This window comes from Tardiphaga sp. 215_C5_N2_1 (genome assembly GCF_052076055.1).
GTDB lineage: Bacteria > Pseudomonadota > Alphaproteobacteria > Rhizobiales > Xanthobacteraceae > Tardiphaga > Tardiphaga robiniae.
The window spans coordinates 5,115,243-5,136,183 of sequence record NZ_CP197240.1; the positions used below are offsets into that span (position 1 = coordinate 5,115,243).

The window sequence follows — 20,941 nt, forward strand, 5'->3', positions numbered from 1 at the left end:
GGGAGCATGCCGTGCTCGAATTGCATCGAAATTCGTTTCGTGTTGACCAAGAGATCAATCAGGCGCCGCCTTTTGGCGATCGAAGTCTTAGCCTGTCCGGATTCCTGGCAATATTCCGCCGAAACCGCTGGTTGGTGATAGGCTGCCTCGTCATCGCCTGGGGCATTGGTGCGACCGTTTATATGACGTCTCCCAAGCTATACACGTCGAAGGCCCGCATGATGCTGGATGCGACGAGGTCAAAGTTCCTGTCGTCGCAGCAAGCTAGCGCGCCCGACGGGGTTTTGGATGCCATGACCGTCGAGAGCCAAGTCGAGGTGGTGCGATCGGAAGGCGTTGCCATTGCTGTCGCCAAGAAATTGGATCTTGCCAACGATCCTGACTTTACTTCGCCGGGCGGGTCTCCAGTCGCGACTGCTATCCGGTTTGTTGTCGGCCTCTTCACCGAATCGTCCGATCCCAGCGAAAGCCGGGTTTCGCGTGCTGCAGTCGATAATCTGCTTGAGAATCTGACAGTCACTCGGGTTGGATTGACCTACGTCATCGAGATCAGCTTTCGCGCCCGTGATCCGAAGAAGGCTGCCATCATCGCCAATGCGTTTTCAGATGCATATATCGCAGGTCAACTGGAAGCAAAGTATAGCGAAGCGAAGAGAGCGGCCGACTGGCTGCGTGAACGAATTGCAGAGCTTCGGCAGGAGTCATTCGTTGCTGAAAGCGCCGTGCAGGATTTCAAATCGCAGAACAATATCGTCGACACCAAGCAGGGCCTCATTAGTGAACAGCAACTTGGCGAACTGAACACGCAACTGGTGCTCGTCCAAGGGCAGGTCGCGGAAGCCAAAGCACGACTGGATCGCGTGAACGTGGTCATGACCGAAGGTGTTACCAACGCCGCGGTCGCAGATACGTTGAAAAGTGAAGTTATCAACCGAATGCGCCAACAATATCTCGATATGCAGCAGCAAGAAGCACAATTGTCGAGAAAGTACGGACGCGAACACGGAGCCGCCGTCAACCTGCGAAACGTGATGATTGGCCTCGAGCGGTCGATGGCCGACGAAGTAAGCCGCGTTGCCGAGGCGAACAAAAGCGACTACCAAATTGCCCTGCTACGTCAGCAAGCGATCACTGCAAATGTAAATACCTTGATCAAAGGCGAAGCGCTGACGCGCAAGGCGCAGGTGACCCTACGCCAGCTTGAAAGCACAGCGCTGAGCTATCGCGCGATTTTTGACTCGTTTCTTCAAAAGTATGTGCAGTCGAATCAGCAAACTTCGGTTCCTTCCACGGAAGCGCGCGTTATCACGATTGCGACGCCGCCAGAAAAAAAGAGCAATCCAAAGGGCGGCATCATTCTTGGTATCGCAAGCGCGCTTGGCTTGATGGCCGGCGCAGCTGCTGCGTTTGGACGCGAGGCACTCGATCGGACGTTCCGCTCGACTGAGAGTGTCGAGTCGACGCTGCGCGTTTCTTGTTTCGGAGCTTTGCCGTTCGTAGCGGGGAGGAAATTGCGCAGGTCGGGACCGAAGATACTAGGTTTGGGAGAGCCTAAGACTGATGCTCCGGCCCGCGACCTCGACCCAGGCGAGTCAATTGCGCGCTACGTCATTAATGATCCATTCTCGCGCTTTGCTGAAACTCTTCGCACGATCAGGGTCGCTGCTGATCACGCCGGATTGATCGGGAAGTCGAAGGTCATTGGTATTGTTTCAGCGATGCCTGAAGAGGGTGCAACTACAATTGCTGCCAATCTCGCTCATCTGGTGGCGCATGCCGGCAATCATGTGTTGCTAATAGACGGCGGTCTGAGGGATGCCGGCCTGACGCGTGCGCTGGCTCCAACGGCGGCAACCGGACTACTCGATGCGATCGGACGTCCTGAAGATACCAATGAATTTTTCTGGCAAGATGGTGAGACGGGATTGAAGTTCCTGCCAGCGATAACGCAGGAAAGACCGATCCACACGGCGGAGAAACTCTCGTCGGTCGGGATGGATTTGTTGCTGAAGAAGGCCAAGGAGAACTTCGATTACATTATCATCGATTTGCCGCCGCTAACCAAAGCGGTGGATGCCAGGGCCATCAGCCCTCTGATCGAAAAATTCGTCTTCGTTGTGGAGTGGAGAAAGACCTCCTACGACGAAGTCATTGGTGCCCTGTCTACGGCACCAATGGTCTATGAGAAAATGCTGGGCGTTGTGCTTAATAAAGCGGCATCCTGAAAGTATCATTTGAGAGCTCGTCGGGTGAGCTGTGCTTATTCGATTGGCAGGAATCCGCGGTGCTCTCTGGCTCATTGGAGTCTCTCACCTCTGCTCTCAAGACTCCCAATGATATCAGTATGTTATTTTTGGTTTCCGGCCATAAGCATTCGTTAACCGTCTTTGGTCATCATCGATTAATCGATGTTGCCTGAAATCCTCCATTCCCAATAAAAAAGCACTGGTAGTTCAAAGGGGTTGGACGAGTCTGACCTGCCTTGGTACGGCATCTGCAGGCTATTGTTCAGAAATGCGTTTGCGTTCTTGCCAATAAGGCTGCCCCTTTGATGAATACGTCTACGCCAACCAATTCCGAGGGCGGTTTACGGATTACGCTTTTCTCCAACTGCGCGCGGCCTCGGCCTGTGTTGGCAGGGCTGGCATTTGTCTCGTTGCTGTTGGGAGGCTGTGCGGGCGGAGTGCTTCCGTCCAGTGGTCCTCCGTCAGCTAGGGTCTTCAAGGAGTCGGTCGACACGGTTGGTAACCCCAATTCGACCGTCGGCTATGTTGTAGTTAACCTCCGCCCCGAGGTGGTTACGCATTTGAATTCCGAAGATGGCGGGCGGCTCTTTAGCAACATGCGGGGACGCGCGAAGACGAGTGTTGCGCTTGGAATCGGCGATGTCGTCAGCATCACAATTTATGAGGCCCAGCGCGGCGGTTTGTTCACGTCGACCGAAGGCAATGCCGCGCCTGGCAACGCTGTGGAGCTGCCACGTCAGCAGGTCGACCTGGCCGGCAACATCACCGTGCCTTATGCTGGCGCCATCAAGGCTGCGGGCCGGTCACCGCAGGATGTGCAGCTTGAGATCAAGAGTAAGCTAAGCGGCCGTGCGATTGATCCTCAGGTCCTTGTTTCGGTCGCGGATCGAATCTCCAACAGCATCAGCGTTCTTGGCGAGGTGAATACGCCTGCTCGTATTCCGATCGAACCTGGCGGCATCCAGTTGCTGCCAGCGCTTGCCCGGGCGGGCGGCACAAAGGCACCGGCGTTTGAAAGTCTCATTTCGATCCAGAGAGAAGGGAAAATCGACAGCGCGCTGCTCGTTGCTGTAAATGAACGGCCGGACAACAATATTCAGCTTCGTCCCGGCGATGTCGTGACGGTTACGCGTCGTCCGCGCTACTTCTTGGCTTTCGGCGCGACTGGTCAGACAACAACTCTTGGGCCCCTGGATCGTCGCTTCCCGTTCGACTCGTACCGTATGTCTCTCGGAGACGCTCTCGCCAAGGCCGGCGGTCTTCAAGATGACCGCGCGCAGGCGGCAGCCGTATTTCTCTATCGATTTGAGTCGCGCCAAGCACTTGAGCGCATGGGCGTAGACGTGAGCCTGCATCCCGGCCCGCTTGTCCCGACAGTGTATCGGGCAGACCTCGAAGATCCATCAGGTTACTTTCTCATCTCGGATTTCATCATGCGTGATCGGGATATGATCTACGTTTCGAACGCGCCCTCTGTTGATTTCCTGAAGTTTATCACTCTTATCCGATCGGTCCCGCAGACCGTATCCGACTACAGGGTGGCTGCGGAAGCTCGCTTCTGATTCTTTGAAATCACGCGCATCAGATGCACGCTCGCCCCATGTGTCCAAAACATGGGCGCCTACCGCGAATGCTAACAAGATTTTGCGCCGCGGAATCGAATATTCTGGACTCTGGGTGTAGTTTCGTTAGTTCGATAGTTGCCTCACAAAATTTAGCTTGGGACGCATTAACGTTCTGCTTAGGCAGCGAGAGCTGACATGAGCGTCATCATGATGCTGATTATAATCAACGGGCTGGCTGGCTTTGCGCTCGGTCTGCTTGGACGGAGCGGCATCGCAATTTTTGCGCTACTTGGCTCGATGCTTTTCTCAGCAATTGTACTCTCAGCTAATGTCGAAGGCCAGATTGTCTGGAAGACGCTTCTTTGCATGTTCACCGGGCAAGCCGCGTTTCTGTTGGCTTCCGTGTTCGTCTTCTTGCGGAGCAATAAGCGCCGTTCTTCCGAAATTCCTTTATCGCAAGATGTCGCAATCAAGGAAGCAAAGCGGTGGGAGAAGAAGCCCGCTAGCAAGACGCATTAGCTGTTGGAGACAACCGCAGGCATACCGTCGAGGCGCTAGGAAGTTATCGAACAAGCCGGTTAATCTGGAGCGGAGCCGGTGCAACGATCCGCTTACTCCAGCGTCGCATCCGAAGCAATTCTCCGCCTCCGCATCCGACAGCGGGTACCATTGCCGCAATAGCAACGCCTTCAGCATCACCAGTGGATCATGGGCCGCCGGCCTGCACCCTCGAACTTCAATCGCGCCAGCAGCGACACCAGTGCTTCCGCAAGGCTCAGTTTATCCCGCTCCGCCATCCTCCTCCTTCGATCCATGCCTCTCAGCATCGAATCACAGAATGACAATTTTGGAACGACTCCCAGGAGGGAACGGCCGAGCCGAGGCGCGATCGAGTTCGCAACAGATGGACCGTGATGAGCCCGAGAACGCACGCCGAATCTCTGTCGGAAATCAACGATCCGCCAAATCGTGGGTTCCAATTCACTATCAATTCTCGTCGCCTAAAATTGTCACCGCGAATCGGCCTGCAGTGCCTTCGTATCCAATACTCGACAATGACGCCCGTTACTCAGTCGCCTGTTCCGTTCACCGGCGATGAGCGATGAACATATTCGCCGTCTCTGTGGTAGATCAACAGCGGCACATTCGAGGTTTATAAGGTGGCTTGGCTCGCCGCTCCACGACCCGCTTACCGCGGAAAGCGTTGGGTGAACGGGCAGCATCTGCGGCGCTGCACGTCTTGAGATTAACCTGCTCAGATCAGCTTCAGCCCCTTCAAACTCGAATGGCCGTGTTTGCCGACGATGATGTGATCATGCACCGCGATGCCGAGCGGTGCGGCAACATCGATCACGGCCTTGGTCATCTGAACATCGGCCTGTGATGGCGTCGGATCGCCGGATGGATGGTTGTGCACCATGATGATCGCTGTCGCGGATAGTTCGAGCGCGCGCTTCACGACCTCCCGCGGATAGACCGGTGTGTGATCGACGGTGCCGACCTGCTGGACCTCGTCCGAGATCAACTGGTTGCGCTTGTCCAGGAACAGAATACGGAACTGCTCCTTGTCGGCGAAGGCCATGGCCGTGCGGCAATAGTCGATCACCGTGGCCCATGACGACAATGCGGTGCGCTGTTTCAATTGCCCCTTGGCGACGCGGCTGGTGGCAGCGGCGATCAGCTTGATCTCGGTGATGGCGGCTTCACCGAGGCCGTCGACCTCGCGCAGCCGCGTGTCCGGGGCATGCACCGTCTCAGCGAAGGAGCCGAATTTCGTGATCAGCGATTTCGCCAGTGGCTTCACATCCCGGCGCGGCAGCGCACGGAACAGCACCATTTCCAGCAGCTCGTAGTCGCTCAGCGCATCGGCGCCGACGCTCCGAAAGCGTTCCCTCAGTCGCTCCCGATGGCCATGATAATGTGGCGCTTCGGCAAGACCCGGCGGCACAGTCGGATCGATGGGGCTGACGGGCATGTGGCGCAAACGCTCGCATGGACACTATTCGCGAGCATGCCGTGCCCGGCTACATTTGCAACCAGAAAGTGTCTGTAGCGCTGCGGCGATTTGAAGTTTAGGCGGCGGGCGTCGGCGGCTGTTCGTTATGCCGCTTGGACAGCGTGAAAATCTCAACGCCGGTGGCGGTCACGCCAACGGTGTGCTCGAACTGCGCCGACAGCGACCGGTCGCGGGTCACGGCGGTCCAGCCGTCGGACAGAACCTTCACATGCGGTTTGCCGAGATTGATCATCGGCTCGATGGTGAAGAACATGCCGGGGCGCAAGGTCACGCCTTCGCCAGGGCGGCCGACATGGATGATGTTCGGCTCGTCGTGGAACATGCGGCCGAGGCCATGGCCGCAAAAATCGCGCACCACGCTCATCTGCTGCGGTTCGACGAAGCTCTGGATCGCATGGCCGATGTCGCCGGTGGTATTGCCGGGCTTGACCACGGCGATGCCGCGCATCAGCGATTCATAGGTGACCTCGACCAGACGCTCAGCCTTGCGGGCGAGTTCGCCGACGCCATACATGCGGCTGGAATCGCCATACCAGCCCTCGACGATGAAGGTGACGTCGACATTGACAATGTCGCCTTCTTTCAGCGCGCGGTCGCCGGGCATGCCGTGGCAGACCACGTGATTGATCGACGTGCAGGTCGAATAGCGATAACCGCGATACATCAGCGTGGCCGGAAAGGCGCCATGGCTGAAGGCGAATTCGCGGACGAAGTCGTCGATCGCCGAGGTCAGCACGCCCGGCTTCACCAGATCGGTCAGCTCGTCGAGACACTGCGACACCAGCGCGCCGGCCTTGCGCATGCCGGCAAAAGCGGCGGGACCATGCAGCTTGATCTGACCGGTTTTGCGCTGGGAGGTTTCGGAGGCTTCGACGTAGCTCATCAGGTGATCTTGCCAGGCAGGATGCGACGGGAATGCGTGATTTGAGGCCCCAATTTAATGGCTGGGGCGGTCAGCGCAAGCCAAAGCAGCCTCTCCAGGACCTCATTGCTCGGTCCCCACGCCAGCCATATTCATGGCTGAATCGGCACTCGGCCGGCCAAAACGATGCTGCCGTGGTCGATCCGGCAGGTATAGGCGATGGCTTCGACGCCTGCGGTGCAGGCTTTGTCGAAGGCGCGGCCATAGGCCGGGTCGATATCCCGCGCCAGCGCAAAAGCCGTGGATGAGCCGATCTGGACCACGAACAGCATCATGGCCCGGGCGCCTGTGGCAACCATGGCGGCCAGTTCGTCGAGATGACGGGCGCCGCGTGCGGTGACGGAATCCGGGAACTCTGCCAGTCCGAGCTGGCGCATCATGTGGACGTTCTTGACCTCGACATAGCAGGGCGGCCGCGACGGGTGTTCCAGCACGAAATCCACCCGCGATGCCGCACCATATTTCACCTCGCGGCGGATGGTGTCGTAGCCGGCGAGTTCGGGGATTGCGTTCGCCGCCAGCGCCTCGGCGACAATGGCATTGGGGTGCATTGTATTGACGCCGACCAGTTCCGGGCCATTGCCGAAATCGGCTTCGATCAGCTCCCACGAAAAAGGCAGCTTGCGGGTCTTGCTCGGCGACTTCGACAGCCAGACCCGCGCGCCGGCCGCCTGCAGGCCGAGCATCGCGCCGGGGTTGGCGACATGGGCGGTGATAATGCTGCCATCGGCGAGCTCGACATCGGCAAGGAAGCGCTTGTAGCGCCGCAGCAGCGTCGCCGGAACCAGATCGGCCTGTAGCTTCATCAGAACTATTCCGGACCGGATGCGACTTCGACAATGGTTTCGACCGGTAGTGCACCGCCACGGATCTTCAGCTCGCGGACCGGATAGGGCACCCGGATGCCCTCGCGCTTGAAGGCATCCCACAGTCCCAGCATGACCTCGCTCTTCACGGCATCCATGCCATCGGGCGAGTCGATCCAGAAGGTCAGTGAGAATTTCATGCCGGCTTCGGCGAATTCAGTGAGGATGCAGTTCGGCGTCTTGGCCGTATTGGCCCGTGGCGATGCCGTTGCGACGTCAATAGCCAGCTTGCAGACGATGCGCGGATCCGCATCGTAATTGGCGCTGAAATTGACCTTTACCAGCGTGTCCTTGTCCGTATAGGTCCAGTTCACCACCTTCTGGGTAATAAGGTCCTCGTTGGGGATCAGGAACTCGCGGCCGTCGCCCGCGGCGACCGAGATGTAGCGCGTATTCATCGCACTGATGCGGCCGGAGCTGTCGCCGATGGTGACGAGGTCGCCGGGCTTCACCGATTTATCCGCCAGCAGGATCACGCCGCTGATGAAATTGGCGACGATTTTCTGCAGGCCGAAACCGATACCGACACCGACCGCGCCGGAGAACACGGCAAGGGCCGAGAGATTGATGCCGACCGCACCCATGACGAGAGCGACGGCGAACACCATCAAGAGCAGGCGCACCAGCTTGATCAGCAGGACCTGGATCGAAGGGGTCAGATCGTGGGACTGCCTGATGCGGCCTTCGAGAAAATTGCTGGCGATGTTCGAGAGCCATAGCGCTACCGCGAGCAAGACGCCGAGCTTGATCAAGAGCAGCGGGGTCAGCCGGAGGCCGCCGAGATCAATCCCGTTCGCATCCAGCATGGTGATGGTCGGCTGCAACTGGCCGACAATGCTGAGCGCCGCCACGAGCCAGGCCGAGATCGACACCAGCCGGACCAGGAATTCGTTACGGATCACGCTGGTGACAAGCCGGATCACCAGCCAGGCGAGTGCAAGCTTCGCGGCCATTGACAGCAAATAGCTGCGGCTCGGCCATGTCACGCTCAGCATGATCACGCGGTCGAGGGTCATCAGGATCGCAAAGGCCGCAGTGGCCGCGCTGCCGACGAGAATGCGCATGAACATGCGCAGCGGCGCCGGCCAGCCCATCGCCAGCGAGGTCATATCGACTCGCGAGCGGATTGCGGCCCCGATGGCGAAGGCAATGCCGCCGCCGGCCATCATAAGTCCGAGCTGCAAATAGAACCACGGCGAGGTTACCTCGGCGCCGAACGATCGTGCGGTTGCCAGCACGAATTCGTGGGTGTCGGTCAGGTCAAGCATCGCGCAGCTCTCGTTGTCGTGAATGTATCGTGTGGTGTGGAATCATCGCTGGACGGCGCATTTGATTCGGATGGGCAGAGATTCACACAAGCACCACGTCGGCGCCATCGAGCGGAGCTTCGGTCTTGAGCAATTCCCGAGAAATATACCTGCAAATAGGTATCACGCAGAAAACGTTTGGCGTCTCGGGGTGACGACGATAAGCATGGATTTACAAGTATTTCCGGCCTCGGAGCCTCATGGCGTCACTTGATTCCGTCAGCATTGCCATCCTTCTCGGCGCAGTTCTGGTCATGGCCGGCATCCTGTCCAGCCTGCTTGCGCTTCGCTTCGGCGCGCCCTTGCTGCTGTTCTTCTTGTTTATCGGCATGGTGGCAGGCGAAGCGGGCCCCGGCGGACTGCGGTTTGACGACGTCCATACAACCTATGTGGTCGGCTCGGTTGCACTCGCGCTGATCCTCTTTGACGGTGGGTTGAAGACACGATTTCAGGCCATTCGCGCGGTGCTGGCCCCGTCGATGGTGTTGGCCACGATTGGCGTGTTGTTGACGGCGTTGATCACGGCACCGGTCGCCAAATATGCCCTCGACCTGAATTGGACCCAGGCGCTGCTGACCGGCGCGGTGGTGGCTTCCACCGACGCGGCTGCTGTCTTTCTGCTGGTCCACGCGCAAGGCCTGCGCCTCAGACCGAGGGTTGGCGCGACACTCGAAGTTGAGTCCGGAACGAACGATCCGTTCGCCGTCTTTCTGACTCTGACGCTGGTCAAGCTTCTGTCGCTGGGGGACGCCTCCGCCGGTCATGTGGCAATGGAGTTTGTTCAGGAAGCCGTGCTGGGCACCCTGATCGGCGTCGTCGGTGGCCGGTTGGTTGTCTTGGCCATGAATCGCGTGGCGCTGCCGCAGGGGTTGCATGCGCCCTTCGTCTGCACCGCGGCTCTGGTGATCTTCGGGCTGGCTCAGATCGCTCACGCCTCAGGCTTTCTGGCGGTCTATCTTGCCGGCATCATCATCGGCAATCGTCCGACGCGGGCGCATAATTCCGTGGTGACGTTCCTCGACGCTGCGACGTGGCTGGCGCAGATCGTGATGTTCGTCATGCTCGGTCTTCTGGTGTCGCCGGAGCGGCTGGTGGGCAGCATCATTCCGGCGGTCGGCGTTGCCCTGGTTCTGATGTTCGTGGCGCGCCCGGTCGCGGTCTTCCTGTGTTTGCAGCCCTTCCGCTTCAACTGGCGCGAAAAGATGTTCGTTTCGTGGGTCGGCCTGCGCGGTGCCGTCGCAATCTTCCTTGCCTCGATCCCGATGCTGGTTGGTCTGCCCAAGGCGTCGCTGTATTTCGACGTCGCTTTCGTGGTTGTGATCATTTCGCTGTTGTTTCAGGGGTGGACGCTGGCTTTTGCCGCCCGGAAGCTGCATGTCGCTCTGCCGCGCACCGACAGGGGGCCGCGCCGTATCGAACTCGATTTGCCAGGTCAGCTCGAACAGCAACTGGTCGGCTATGCCGTGCGCCCGAAGAGCCTCTACCTGAAACGCAACCTTATTCCGTCATGGTCGAAGCCGACGCTGGTCATTCGCGATGAGCGCATCCTGACGCCGGCGGAGGCCGAGCCTGTTACGGCCGGCGATTACATCTATCTGCTGGCGCCGCCGGAAAAGGCCGAGGCGCTGGATCGCTTCTTTGTCGACATGCCGCCGAGCATGGCGCCGGACCCGCATCTGCTTGGTGACTTCATGGTGTCTGGTGAAATCACTCTCGGCGATCTTGCGGCGATCTACGGCATTGCCGTCGATCCAGCCCAGGAGTCGCTGACGCTGGCCGATTATTTCGACATCCATCTCGATCATGCGCCGACCGTTGGCGCCGCCTTGCCGATCGACAGCATCGATCTCGTCGCGCGCAGCCTTGGCGGCGGACGCGTCAATGTGGTTGGCCTGCGTCTGCCCGAAGACGAAGATCCCGCGCCGCCAAAGCTGACACGCAGGCAAGCCCTCAAGGCGAAACTGAAGCGAGGCTGGACCACGCTGTCCGGCGCCTGATTGGCTCAGGCTGCCGGGATGATACGCGGCAGGATCTCGGTGCCACCGAAGGCCGCGACACGGCCACGCTTCAGCATCACGACCTGCGTCGCCAGTTGCCGCATCTCGTCGGCATCGTGACTGACGAAGACCATCGGCACATCGCCTGCATCGCGCAGCCGCTTGAGGTAGGGCAGGATCTCTGCCTTCCGCTCCTCGTCGAGCGCCCCCATAGGTTCGTCGAGCAGTAGCAGCCTCGGTTGAGATAGCAGCGCACGTCCCAGCGCCACGCGTTGACGTTCACCGCCCGAGAGGCCGCCGGGACGACGATCGAGCAGATGTCCGATATCAAGCATCTCTGTAATGCGCGTTTCCTCAGCAGAATCGCGTGTCAGGCGGTTCATCCGGCGTCCGTAGTCGAGGTTCTGCGCGACGCTCAGATGCGGGAACAGTCGCGCATCCTGAAACACATAGCCGATTCGGCGCCGATGCGGCGGAACGTGGACGCGCGCGCTGCCGTCATAGAGCACGTCGCCATCCACGGCGATGATGCCGCGATCCGGCTGCACGAGGCCGGCGATCATGCTGACCAGCGAGGTCTTGCCCGCACCTGAGGAGCCGAACAGGCCCGTCACGCGGCCTTCGCTGGTGAAGGCGACGTCGACCGAAAACTCGCCGAGTTGTTTGAACACGTCAACGCGCAGCACGATCAGTTTCCATGCAGCCGTTGCGTCGCGCGGCGCGCGAACCATTCCGAAGCGATAAGCGCCAGTACGGCGATGCCGATGGAGATCATCACCAGACGTGAAGCTGCCGCGTCACCGTCGGGCGTCTGGATCAACGAGTAGATCGCGGAGGAAATCGTCTGGGTCTCGCCGGGAATGTTTGAGACGAAAGTAATGGTGGCGCCGAATTCGCCGATGGCCTTGGCAAAGCCGAGGACCATGCCGGCCAGGACGCCGGGCAGCGCCAGCGGCAGGGTCACCGTTGCAAATACTTTCCACGGCGATGCGCCGAGCGTGCTCGATGCCTGTTCGAGCCGCCGGTCAACCGCCTCAATCGAGAGCCGGATCGGCCGCACCAGCAGAGGGAACGACATCACGCCGCATGCAAGCGCGGCACCCGTCCAGCGAAAGGCGAAGACGATGCCGAGATGTTCGGCGAGCCAGGCGCCGAGAAGGCCGCGTTTGCCGAGCAGCAGCAGCAGCAGATAGCCGGTGACGACGGGCGGCAGCACCAGCGGCAGATAGATTATGGCGTCGATGATCGGCTTGCCCCAGAAGTCACGCCGCGCGAGTAGCCAGGCGACGCCGATTCCAATCGGCGTCGAGATCAATGTCGCGATCACGGCGACCCTGACTGAAAGCAGGATCGCCGTCCATTCTTCAGGAGAGATGTCGGACACGTGTCAGGACGTCGGCTTGACCAGGAACGTGAAGCCGTACTTCTCAAGAACCGTCTTTGCGGCCGATGACCTCAGGAAGGTCAGGTAGTCGGCGGCTTCGCTCTTGGCGGTGGTGGTCGCAGCTATCGGATAGATGATCGCCGGGTGCGAGTCCGACGGGAAGGTGCCGATGATCTTCACGCCCGGATCGATCTTGGCATCGGTCGCATAGACGATGCCAAGCGGAGCTTCACCGCGTGAGACCAGCGTCAGCGCAGCGCGCACGCTCTCGGCCATGGCGAATTTCGACTCGGCGGCGGTCCAGCTGCCGAGCTTCTCAAGCGCGGCCTTTGCGTATTTGCCGACCGGGACCGACTTCACATCGCCGGTGGCGATCTTGCCGTCGCCGGCGAGCTTGGCGAGATCGAAGCCTTGACCGATGGTGACGTTGTCGAGCTTGGCGTCCTTGGCGGCGATCAGCACGATGCTGTTGCCGAGGAGGTCGGTGCGCGTGGCGACGTTGATGTTCTTTTTGCCGATGGCGTAGTCCATCCAGTCGGTGTCAGCGGACACGAAGACGTCGGCCGGCGCGCCCTGTTCGATCTGCTTGGCGAGCGCCGAGCTTGCAGCATAGCTGGCGGTGATCTTCACGCCGGTCTTGGCAGTGTAGGCGGCATCGAGCTCGTCGAGCGCGTTCTTCATCGACGCTGCGGCGAACACGGTGAGGGTTTTGTCCTGCGCATGGGCAGGCGTGAAGGTCGATCCGAGCAGGATCGAGAACGCAGCGAAAAGTCCGGCAAAACGGTTCATGTGGCGCTCCATGCGTGAGCACAGCGCAAAGTGCGCGCAACTCAGGCGTTGGTTGGGTGGGACATGCGACAGGCGGAAGCGCCGTTCCGGCAATCCCGAGGACTTACGGTCCGCAGGGATATCGCTGGGGAATAATATCAGGCTGGCCAAGGGGGTAAAGGCCCTTGGGCGCGGAGGCCTCTAAGGCTGCCGTCACTCGGACGGCAGCACGGCCAAGCTGATGGTGTTTTCAGTCACGCCGCTGACCTGGATCACAAACGGACCTGCCGCAAGATCGTACTTCATGGTCTTGCGGATGCCGGCGCAGTCGGTCGCGCCGCTGAACTCCATCGGCTTCAGGATTTCGCCATCCTGGACCACGTCGACCCACGCCGCCGCCGACAGGCTGACGGTGTATGTGCCAGCCTTCGGCGCCTTCTGGAAGCGCGCAAAGCCTGCAAATGTGCCGTCTTTCGGCTTTCGCTCTGGAGACGTCGGCAGCTTCGCCTCAGCGGGTGTCTTCAAATCAAGGATCGCTGCGGCGGGAATTGCGAGGTCGGCGCCAGAGGCAATCTTGAGGCGATCTTGCGCCGTCAGTGCGGCGCGCTCCTTGTCGATCGGCCACTTGAACTTGTCACAGCCGCTGGGCTCGGCAGCCCATGCAGGCGCCGAACCGAGCAGTATGAGCGCGACAATCAGACGCGCATACATAATCAATCCACCGCGATCATGACGTCGGAGGCTTTCACCACGACGATGCATTTGCCGCCGGCCTTGAGCGCCAGATCGTCAACGGCTTCGTTGGTGATCGACGAGGTCACGACCTGGCCGCCGCCGATGTCGACGCGGACATGCGAGGTGGTCGCGCCCTTGGTCACTTCGAGGACGGTACCCTTGATCTGGTTGCGTGCACTGATGCGCATGTTGGATCTCGCAGGATTGGGCCGGGCAGCTGACAGCCGCGGCTGATATGGAAGGAGTGCGGGAGGGGCGCCCGTTGTTGATCGTCGGCTTACGGCACAACGATGGCGTGTTCTAACCCGGTTTCACGACAATGCGATAGCCAGTCGGCCGATCACGGTGCCGTCAGAACCTGTCGGCACGCAGCCGGCATTTCTGCGAGCGTCATCGGCGGCTTCGGCTTGGGCGGAACCGGCGGCGGTTTCGGATGCAGTACGGCATCGCTGAACCAGTAAGCCAGATCGCCGGCGCTGCAGCCCTCGGAATCAGTCGGCGGTGGCTGGGCTTCGCATTCGGCACTGCCGACCGGGCATTTGATGCGGACATGGAAGTGATAATCATGGCCGTACATCGGCCGCACCTTCGACAGCCAGCTGCGGTCGCCTTTGGCTTCGCGGCACAGCGCCTTCTTGATGGCGGCGTTGACGAAGATGCGTTCCACGCTGGGCTCCACCGCCGCGGCGCGGATCACCGGCAGATGGGACGGCGTCCAGGTGGTCGGATCGATGTCGAGCCGGTCGTGCCGCACCATCATCACCGCCGACATCTCCTCACGCTCGTTGCGCGAGAGCTGGCGGTTCGGCATCGGCGTCAACCAGATATCGGCATCAAGCCCGACCTGATGGCTGGCATGGCCTGTGATCATCGGGCCGCCGCGCGGCTGCGACATGTCGCCGACCAGGATGCCTGGCCAGCCGGCGTTCTTGTTAGCCTTGACCGATAGCCGCTCCAGCAGCTCGACCAGTTGCGGATGCGCCCAGTTGCGATTGCGCGATAGCCGCATCACCTGCCAGGTCGGCCCGTTGATCGGCAGCGCTTCGGCGCCTGCGATGCAGCCCTTGGCGTAGAAGCCGACCACGCGCACCGGCGATTTCGTCGGCAGCACCTTGCGGCCGAATAGTTCTTTGGCGCCGATGGCCGGGTCGTTCGGATTGGCCAGCGGCGGCAGCGGTTTCAGATCGACGCTGCCTTTGGTTTGCGCCAACGCCAGCGGCGTTGAAGCAATGACGGCGGGCAGGAATATGAGGCTGAGAATCAGGCGAAGGCTCATGCTGCGACTATAGCTGAAGCTGTCGATGAGGTGAGTGACCTGCGGCACGCATGATTTTAACGCGCGGGTAACCACGTCTGACGCTGGCGCTTTTTTTTGCGTTTGGGTTTGCCGGTCCTCCTGTTGCCACCGGCTCAGTCGTTTTATCAGCGTTTCGAGCCGCTTGCGTCTCTCACTTGGCGGGGATGATCGCGCGTGACCCGGTAACGTCCAGACATGGGTAACCATAGGCCCACGGTTTTTGCCTGTTGTGAAGGCACGGGATGTGTACAGGCGCGCAGTTCAGACGGTAATCGGTTGCTGTGAACGGGCATTGATACCGTTTTTTCAGACACTTCTTGCACATATTGTCACACGCGCGTTGCGAGTGGATCATTGATGCCGAAGTTCCGGCCTGAAGCGAAAAAGAAAGCGAAAGCCGGACTGGCGTCTCGGATCACCCGGCCGAGCCGGGCGATCGCGGCTGCGCCGAAACTGGCGCCGAAAAAGGGTCTTGTCAGCGGTCCCATTCGCGAGATCGTGCGCCAGCGTGCCCAGGCCGAGGCGGCGATCGCGGAAGCCCGTAAATCCCACGAGCGTCTGCGCGAGGCGATCGACATCCTGCCGCAAGGCATCGTGTTTCTCGATTCCGATGGGCGCTACATCCTCTGGAACAAAAAGTACGCGGAAATCTACAACCGCAGCTCGGATCAGTTCGTGCCGGGTGCGCGTCTGCAGGACACGATCCGCGTCGGTGTCGAACGCGGCGACTATCCTGAGGCCATCGGTCGCGAGGACGAATGGATCGCGGAACGCGTCGCCAAGCTGTTCCATCCAGGCGAACGTCACGAGCAGGTTCTGGCCGACGGCCGCGTCGTCCTGATCGAAGAGCGGCTCACCGAAGACGGCGGTGTCATCGGTCTGCGCGTCGACATTACCGAGCTGAAACAGCGCGAGGCGTCGTTCCGCCTGCTGTTCGAGAGCAATCCGGTGCCGATGATCGTCTGTGCGCTCGATGACGAACGCATCCTCAGCGTCAACGACGCTGCGATCGAACATTACGGTTACACGCGTCCGGAGTTCGAGAAGCTCACCATCCGCCAGTTGCAGGCTTTCGAGGCCGCCCCGCCCTGGGTCGGTGATCACGCCAATGACGAGCAGGCCGCGCGAACCTGGAAACACGTCAAGGCCGACGGCTCGCTGATCGATCTGGCGATCTATTCGCGGCACCTCGTCTACAACGAGGTGCCAGCCGTGATGCTGGCGCTGATGGATATCACGGAGCGCAAGCGTGCCGAGATGCGGCTGGCTTTCATGTCGCATCATGATGGCCTCACCGGCCTGCCAAATCGCAACCTGCTGCGTCAGCGTCTCGACGAGGTCCTCGCGCATACGCGGCGCACCGGCGAGAAGGTCGCGGTGCTGTTTCTCGGCCTCGACAACTTCAAGGGCGTCAACGACACGCTCGGCCATGGTATCGGCGACAAGCTGCTGCGTGGCGTGGCGCGGCGGTTGCGGTCGTCATTGCGCGAGGAAGACGCGTTGGCCCGGCTGAACTCGGACGAATTCGCCATCATCCAGACCGGCATCAACCGTCCCGAGGATGTCGTGCTGCTGGCGCGCCGGCTGCTCGACGCCGTCGGTGAGACCTATCTGCTCGACGGTCATTCGGTGGTCATCGGCGCCAGCATCGGCATCGCGATGGCGCCGAGCGATGGTGACGAATCCGAGCGATTGCTCAAGAACGCCGACATGGCGCTGTCGCGCGCCAAGAACGACTCGCGCGGCACCTTCAGCTTCTTCGAGTCCGGCATGGACGCTCGCGCGCAGGCGCGTCGCAAGATCGAAATCGATCTGCGCTCCGCGATTCAGGACGATCAGCTCCGGCCATTCTATCAGCCGCTGATCGATCTCAAGACCGGTCGCATCACCGGCTGCGAGGCGCTGGTGCGCTGGCCGCATGCGGAACGCGGCATGATCTCGCCGGCGGATTTCATCCCCGTTGCGGAAGACACCGGCCTGATCAATGCGCTCGGCACGCAGATCCTGCGCCGGGCCTGCAATGAGGCTGCGCGCTGGCCCGATGAAGTGCGCGTCGCAGTCAATCTGTCGCCGCTGCAGTTCCGCGTCGGCAATCTGCTCTCGGTGGTGATGGATGCGCTGAAGCATTCCGGACTGCCGCCGCGGCGGCTTGAACTGGAGATCACCGAGACGCTCCTGCTGGAAAAGAGCAATCAGGTGCTGGCGACGTTGCACGCGCTGCGCGCGCTCGGCGTTCGCATATCGATGGACGATTTCGGCACCGGCTATTCGTCGCTGAGCTATCTCAGAAGCTTTCCGTTCGACAAGATCAAGATCGACCAGTCCTTCGTGCGCGATCTCGGCTCCAATCGCGATGCGCAGGCCATCGTGCGCTCGATCATCAGCCTCGGCATGGGCCTCGGTGTCACCATCACGGCGGAAGGCGTCGAGACAGAATCCGAACTCGCCTGCCTGCGCAGTGAAGGCTGCCATGAAGGGCAGGGCTTCCTGTTCAGCCGCGCGCGACCGAACGAGGAGATCATCGAGCTGCTGCGCGCTCAGGCCATTGCTGCGCCAGACGCGGAACTGTCCGTCCGCGCACAGGTCGCATAAGGCACGCGCCGATCTCCGCTTCGGCGAGGGTGCGGACGACCCTTCATCCCGTTTCCCATTGCGAGAATGGAGCGCCGGGAGGCGCCAGGGGTTTGCGAGACCCCTTGAGGCTGGCCTTGCGAGGGCCGGCCCGCACGTCAGCACCGGCGGGATTGCGAGTCCCGCAGGGAAGACGCGCGCGTTACGACATCGGTGGGGGTGCGAAGCCCGCCGAGCGAACGCTGCGCCTCCCGGCGCTCCACCAGCAGCTGCCCGGATGACCGGGTCGCCGCTGCAGTCTGATCGACGCTGTGTGTCATGAGCACGCAGCAATCGAGCAGGCTGGAAGCGAGGTAACTCAATCTAGGACTAAAGTCAAGACCAGTTTAAGCTCGGAGGGATGCCGAAAAATCCCTAGTTGGAAATCTTCGCTTTCGAGCGCTTCACGATATTTTCCATCCGCGCAGAATCCTTGGCGATAACAGCTCCGAACTGATCGGGCTTGTCCGCGATCACGGTCAAACCAAGGCCTTCCAGGCGAGCCGAAACAGTTGAATCTCGCAACGCCTCCACGATCGATGTGTTGAGCTTCTCAATCACATCCTTGGGGGTCGCCGATGGAGCGACAAAGCCGTACCAGTTGCCCGCGAGGAGATCGGGATAGCCTGCCTGCGGTGACGTCGGCACATTGGGCAGCTGTTTGCTTGGTTCAGGCGCGGTCACGACGATGGGCCTCAGCGCTCCGCTTTGTACCTGCTGGACCGTGTTCGACAGATTATCGCACATCATGGACACCTGACCACCGATGACATCCTGAAGTGCCGGAGCTGCGCCCTGATACGGGATGTGGACGGCATCGATGCCTTCGAGCACCTTCAGCGTCTCGCCGCACAGATGGCTCGTGCTGCCGATACCGGCCGACGCAAATGTCAGCTTGCCCGGCTCGGCCTTGGCCAGCGCCACCAGTTCCTTCAGCGAGTTCGCCTTGACCGACGGATTGACGACCAGGATGTTCGGCGTCGAAGCGCCATTGGTGATGGGCGCGAAATCCTTTTCGGAATTATAGGCGGGCTTTTCATAGATCCACGGATTGATCGCCATCATGCCGGTTGTCGCGAGTAGAATCGTATAGCCATCCGCCGGCGAAGCGGCGACGCGAGCCGCCCCGATCGAGCCGTTGGCGCCGCCGCGGTTCTCGATGATCACGGTGACGCCGAGCGACTTCGACATCAGCGGAGCCACCAGTCGTGGAATCGCGTCCGCCGTGCTTCCAGCCGGATAAGGGACCACGATTGTGATCATTTTTTCCGGAAAGCCGGCCGCTGCCGCGCCGGGCACGCCCAAGGCGACAGGCGCTACCAGCGCCGCCAAAAGAAACGTCGTCCACTTCATCCGTAAATCCTTGCTTGGCATTCTGAAACTCCTGCATGACATCTTGGGAACCATGGTGTTGGCTCCTCCAGGCTTACTGGCGCTTCCACTGCCGCGGTTCTTATCCAGCCGAGTGACCGGTTGCCGTCGACATCGTCTCAGAGAGAGTTGCTGATCACCCCGGGCGGTGCTCAGCCACATGCAACGCACCGGCCCGCTCAAGCGAGTCGAGCATCGCGATCCGGCGCAATAGCGCTCGTGCCTTTTCCGGATCGGCGGCTGCTGCGCGAATGTCGTCGCGGAAACGCGCGCGATCGGCTTCGTCTTTCGCTTCGAGGTTCTTCTTGTTGCGGATGGTGTCGCCCTGAATGGCCTGCATCGTGACCGTCCGGCGCTGCAGATCGTAATCGGCGAGAATGCCCTCATCAGCGGTGCCGTTGATGACTGGACCCAGCTTCGCGGTCAGGTTCAATGCATCATGAATGCCGCCATTCATGCCCATGCCGCCGAGCGGGTTGTTGATATGGGCGGCGTCACCGGCCAGAAATGTGCGGCCTTTCTGGAAATTCGCGGCGACGCGCTGGTGCACACGATAGAGCGTGGTGTGGAGGATGGGGGCGTCCAGCTCTGCGGGAACGATCCGCCGGATCGACGCCGTCACATAGGCTTCGGACAGTGCTTCCTCATCGGATGTTTCCGCGGCCACCGGCATCATCACGCGCCATGCGCCGAGGATACGCAGAAGGAAGTACCAGCGTTCGGGATCGGCGACATAGCTGACCGATGAGACGCCCGGCCGAAGCGCGGTGAAATCGACCGGTGTCGTCATCACGAGGAAACGCTCGGGCCAGGTGAAGCCCTCGAATTCCATGTCCTGGCTGCGGCGGACGATGCTGTTCGCACCATCGGCGCCGATCAGCCAGGAGCATTCATGCGGGGTGTCGTGGCCGTTGGCCGTGACCACCACCTTGACGGTATCGCTGGTCTGCTCGACCGATTTAACCTCGCTGCCGAACGCGATCGAGAACAATGGATTGCCGGACAGGGCGTCCAGAATGATGCGTGTGAGCTTGAACTGTTCGGCTTGCAGGCGGAACGGATGCCGCACCAGATCGGAGATCGCCGCGAAATCGAATGTGCCGAGCACACCGTCCTCGGACGAACTGTACTGGACCGTCGGTGCCTTCAGCCCCTGTGCAATCAACGTGCTGGCGAAACCGAGATCGTCGAGCATGTCCAGCGTGGGCGGATGGAACGTCGATGCGCGCGACTCGCTGCTCAGCGCGTCGTTCTTCTCGAGCACCAGAACCGGAATGTTCTGCCGCACCAGATCTGCGGCAGCCACCATGCCGACCGGCCCTGCACCAGCGATGATGACGGGAAGCTTCGCATTACTCATATCAAGACCTCTTGCGGGGATTTCAGGGAGCATCGGCTCTGATCTGCGGCCCCTCTAAGAGGCTGCCGTCATCGTCTCTGTGGCTCTCAGGCGGGATCGTAGTAGTGCATTTCGAGAAGCAGGCAGCCGCCCTCGGATTTGAACGGACCATGCCACGCGCCTGGCGGTCTGACGGCGTAGGTGTAGCCGGCGAACGGCGTGCCGCCTTGCCCGTTCTCGTCGTTGCCAACGATCAGGTCGCCGGAGACGAGAAAGACTTCTTCCCAGTGGTCGTGAACGATCTGCTGTGTGGTGAAGAGACCCGGAGGGAACTTCAGCAATCGCGTCCGGCTGCCGCGTTTGTTCGCGGTATCGAGCGATCCGGACAGGATCTTCTCCAGCGCGCCCGACGCGGGATCGTAGCCCTCGGGCAATTGCCAGCCGCTCTCCATGTCGAGCGTGTGGAATTCGTCATGCAATTTGTTGACTGCCACTGATGTGCTCCTTGAAGTTGATG

At 60.6% G+C, this 20,941-nt stretch carries 18 protein-coding genes; 5 read left to right on the forward strand and 13 right to left on the reverse strand.

Translation table 11 applies throughout. The features are described from left to right. Positions 1-11: 11 nt before the first annotated feature. The 3 genes from AB7828_RS24255 to AB7828_RS24265 all read left to right on the forward strand — a co-directional run bounded on the left by AB7828_RS24255 (position 12) and on the right by AB7828_RS24265 (position 4,330). The gene (locus AB7828_RS24255; protein ID WP_441231393.1) at positions 12-2,225 is read left to right on the forward strand and encodes an AAA family ATPase; all 2,214 of its coding nucleotides are present in this window, start codon (positions 12-14) and stop codon (positions 2,223-2,225) included. A gap of 581 nt (positions 2,226-2,806) precedes the next feature. Further along, positions 2,807-3,808 carry a polysaccharide biosynthesis/export family protein gene (locus AB7828_RS24260; protein WP_158550426.1) on the forward strand — a complete coding sequence of 334 codons (1,002 nt, stop codon included), beginning with the start codon at positions 2,807-2,809 and terminating at the stop codon, positions 3,806-3,808. A gap of 198 nt (positions 3,809-4,006) precedes the next feature. Next, positions 4,007-4,330 carry a hypothetical protein gene (locus tag AB7828_RS24265; protein ID WP_315841130.1) on the forward strand — a complete coding sequence of 108 codons (324 nt, stop codon included), beginning with the start codon at positions 4,007-4,009 and terminating at the stop codon, positions 4,328-4,330. Positions 4,331-5,066: 736 nt separating this feature from the next. Here the strand turns inward: AB7828_RS24265 and radC are convergent. The 4 genes from radC to AB7828_RS24285 all read right to left on the reverse strand — a co-directional run bounded on the left by radC (position 5,067) and on the right by AB7828_RS24285 (position 8,884). Further along, positions 5,067-5,786, reverse strand: coding sequence for a RadC family protein (radC, locus tag AB7828_RS24270; RefSeq protein ID WP_441231394.1), 720 nt, complete (start codon positions 5,784-5,786; stop codon positions 5,067-5,069). A gap of 97 nt (positions 5,787-5,883) precedes the next feature. Beyond that, positions 5,884-6,711: a type I methionyl aminopeptidase gene (gene map / locus AB7828_RS24275; RefSeq protein WP_120288215.1), complete on the reverse strand. Its 828-nt coding sequence runs from the start codon at positions 6,709-6,711 to the stop codon at positions 5,884-5,886. Positions 6,712-6,842: 131 nt separating this feature from the next. Further along, positions 6,843-7,556, reverse strand: coding sequence for a DNA/RNA nuclease SfsA (gene sfsA, locus AB7828_RS24280; RefSeq protein ID WP_441231395.1), 714 nt, complete (start codon positions 7,554-7,556; stop codon positions 6,843-6,845). 5 nt (positions 7,557-7,561) lie between these two features. Further along, positions 7,562-8,884 (reverse strand): mechanosensitive ion channel family protein, encoded by a 1,323-nt coding sequence (locus AB7828_RS24285; protein WP_441231396.1) that lies wholly within the window; start codon positions 8,882-8,884, stop codon positions 7,562-7,564. A 239-nt stretch (positions 8,885-9,123) separates the two neighbouring features. Between AB7828_RS24285 and AB7828_RS24290 the strand changes: the two genes are divergently transcribed. Continuing rightward, positions 9,124-10,920 carry a potassium/proton antiporter gene (locus AB7828_RS24290; RefSeq protein ID WP_441231397.1) on the forward strand — a complete coding sequence of 599 codons (1,797 nt, stop codon included), beginning with the start codon at positions 9,124-9,126 and terminating at the stop codon, positions 10,918-10,920. A 5-nt stretch (positions 10,921-10,925) separates the two neighbouring features. Here the strand turns inward: AB7828_RS24290 and modC are convergent, their stop codons facing one another. From modC to mepA, 6 genes are all read right to left on the reverse strand, one after another. Continuing rightward, positions 10,926-11,606 (reverse strand): molybdenum ABC transporter ATP-binding protein, encoded by a 681-nt coding sequence (gene modC / locus AB7828_RS24295; RefSeq protein ID WP_089263657.1) that lies wholly within the window; start codon positions 11,604-11,606, stop codon positions 10,926-10,928. Between the two features lie 2 nt (positions 11,607-11,608). Further along, complete coding sequence (gene modB, locus AB7828_RS24300; protein WP_068733848.1) at positions 11,609-12,304, reverse strand: molybdate ABC transporter permease subunit; 696 nt, start codon at positions 12,302-12,304, stop codon at positions 11,609-11,611. Positions 12,305-12,307: 3 nt separating this feature from the next. Next, positions 12,308-13,093 (reverse strand): molybdate ABC transporter substrate-binding protein, encoded by a 786-nt coding sequence (modA, locus tag AB7828_RS24305; protein WP_089263656.1) that lies wholly within the window; start codon positions 13,091-13,093, stop codon positions 12,308-12,310. Positions 13,094-13,285: 192 nt separating this feature from the next. Next, entirely contained in the window at positions 13,286-13,783 is a 498-nt protein-coding gene (locus AB7828_RS24310; RefSeq protein WP_231078305.1) for a hypothetical protein, read from the reverse strand. 2 nt (positions 13,784-13,785) lie between these two features. Then, positions 13,786-13,995, reverse strand: a complete 210-nt coding sequence (locus AB7828_RS24315; protein WP_089262895.1) for a TOBE domain-containing protein — start codon at positions 13,993-13,995, stop codon at positions 13,786-13,788. 152 nt (positions 13,996-14,147) lie between these two features. Continuing rightward, positions 14,148-15,083: a penicillin-insensitive murein endopeptidase gene (mepA, locus tag AB7828_RS24320; RefSeq protein WP_439079161.1), complete on the reverse strand. Its 936-nt coding sequence runs from the start codon at positions 15,081-15,083 to the stop codon at positions 14,148-14,150. Positions 15,084-15,461: 378 nt separating this feature from the next. On the opposite strand from mepA, the gene AB7828_RS24325 reads away from it, so the two are divergent. Continuing rightward, on the forward strand, positions 15,462-17,696 hold the full coding sequence (locus AB7828_RS24325) for a putative bifunctional diguanylate cyclase/phosphodiesterase (RefSeq protein ID WP_441231398.1): 2,235 nt from the start codon (positions 15,462-15,464) through the stop codon (positions 17,694-17,696). 393 nt (positions 17,697-18,089) lie between these two features. Here AB7828_RS24325 and AB7828_RS24330 read toward each other — a convergent pair whose 3' ends face one another. From AB7828_RS24330 to AB7828_RS24340, 3 genes are all read right to left on the reverse strand, one after another. Next, a complete protein-coding gene (locus AB7828_RS24330) occupies positions 18,090-19,067 on the reverse strand; it encodes a Bug family tripartite tricarboxylate transporter substrate binding protein (protein WP_176454493.1) in 978 nt (325 codons plus the stop codon). A gap of 154 nt (positions 19,068-19,221) precedes the next feature. Beyond that, on the reverse strand, positions 19,222-20,445 hold the full coding sequence (locus AB7828_RS24335) for an FAD-dependent oxidoreductase (protein ID WP_441231399.1): 1,224 nt from the start codon (positions 20,443-20,445) through the stop codon (positions 19,222-19,224). Between the two features lie 86 nt (positions 20,446-20,531). Further along, complete coding sequence (locus tag AB7828_RS24340) at positions 20,532-20,918, reverse strand: cupin (protein WP_068733870.1); 387 nt, start codon at positions 20,916-20,918, stop codon at positions 20,532-20,534. Positions 20,919-20,941: the final 23 nt, after the last annotated feature.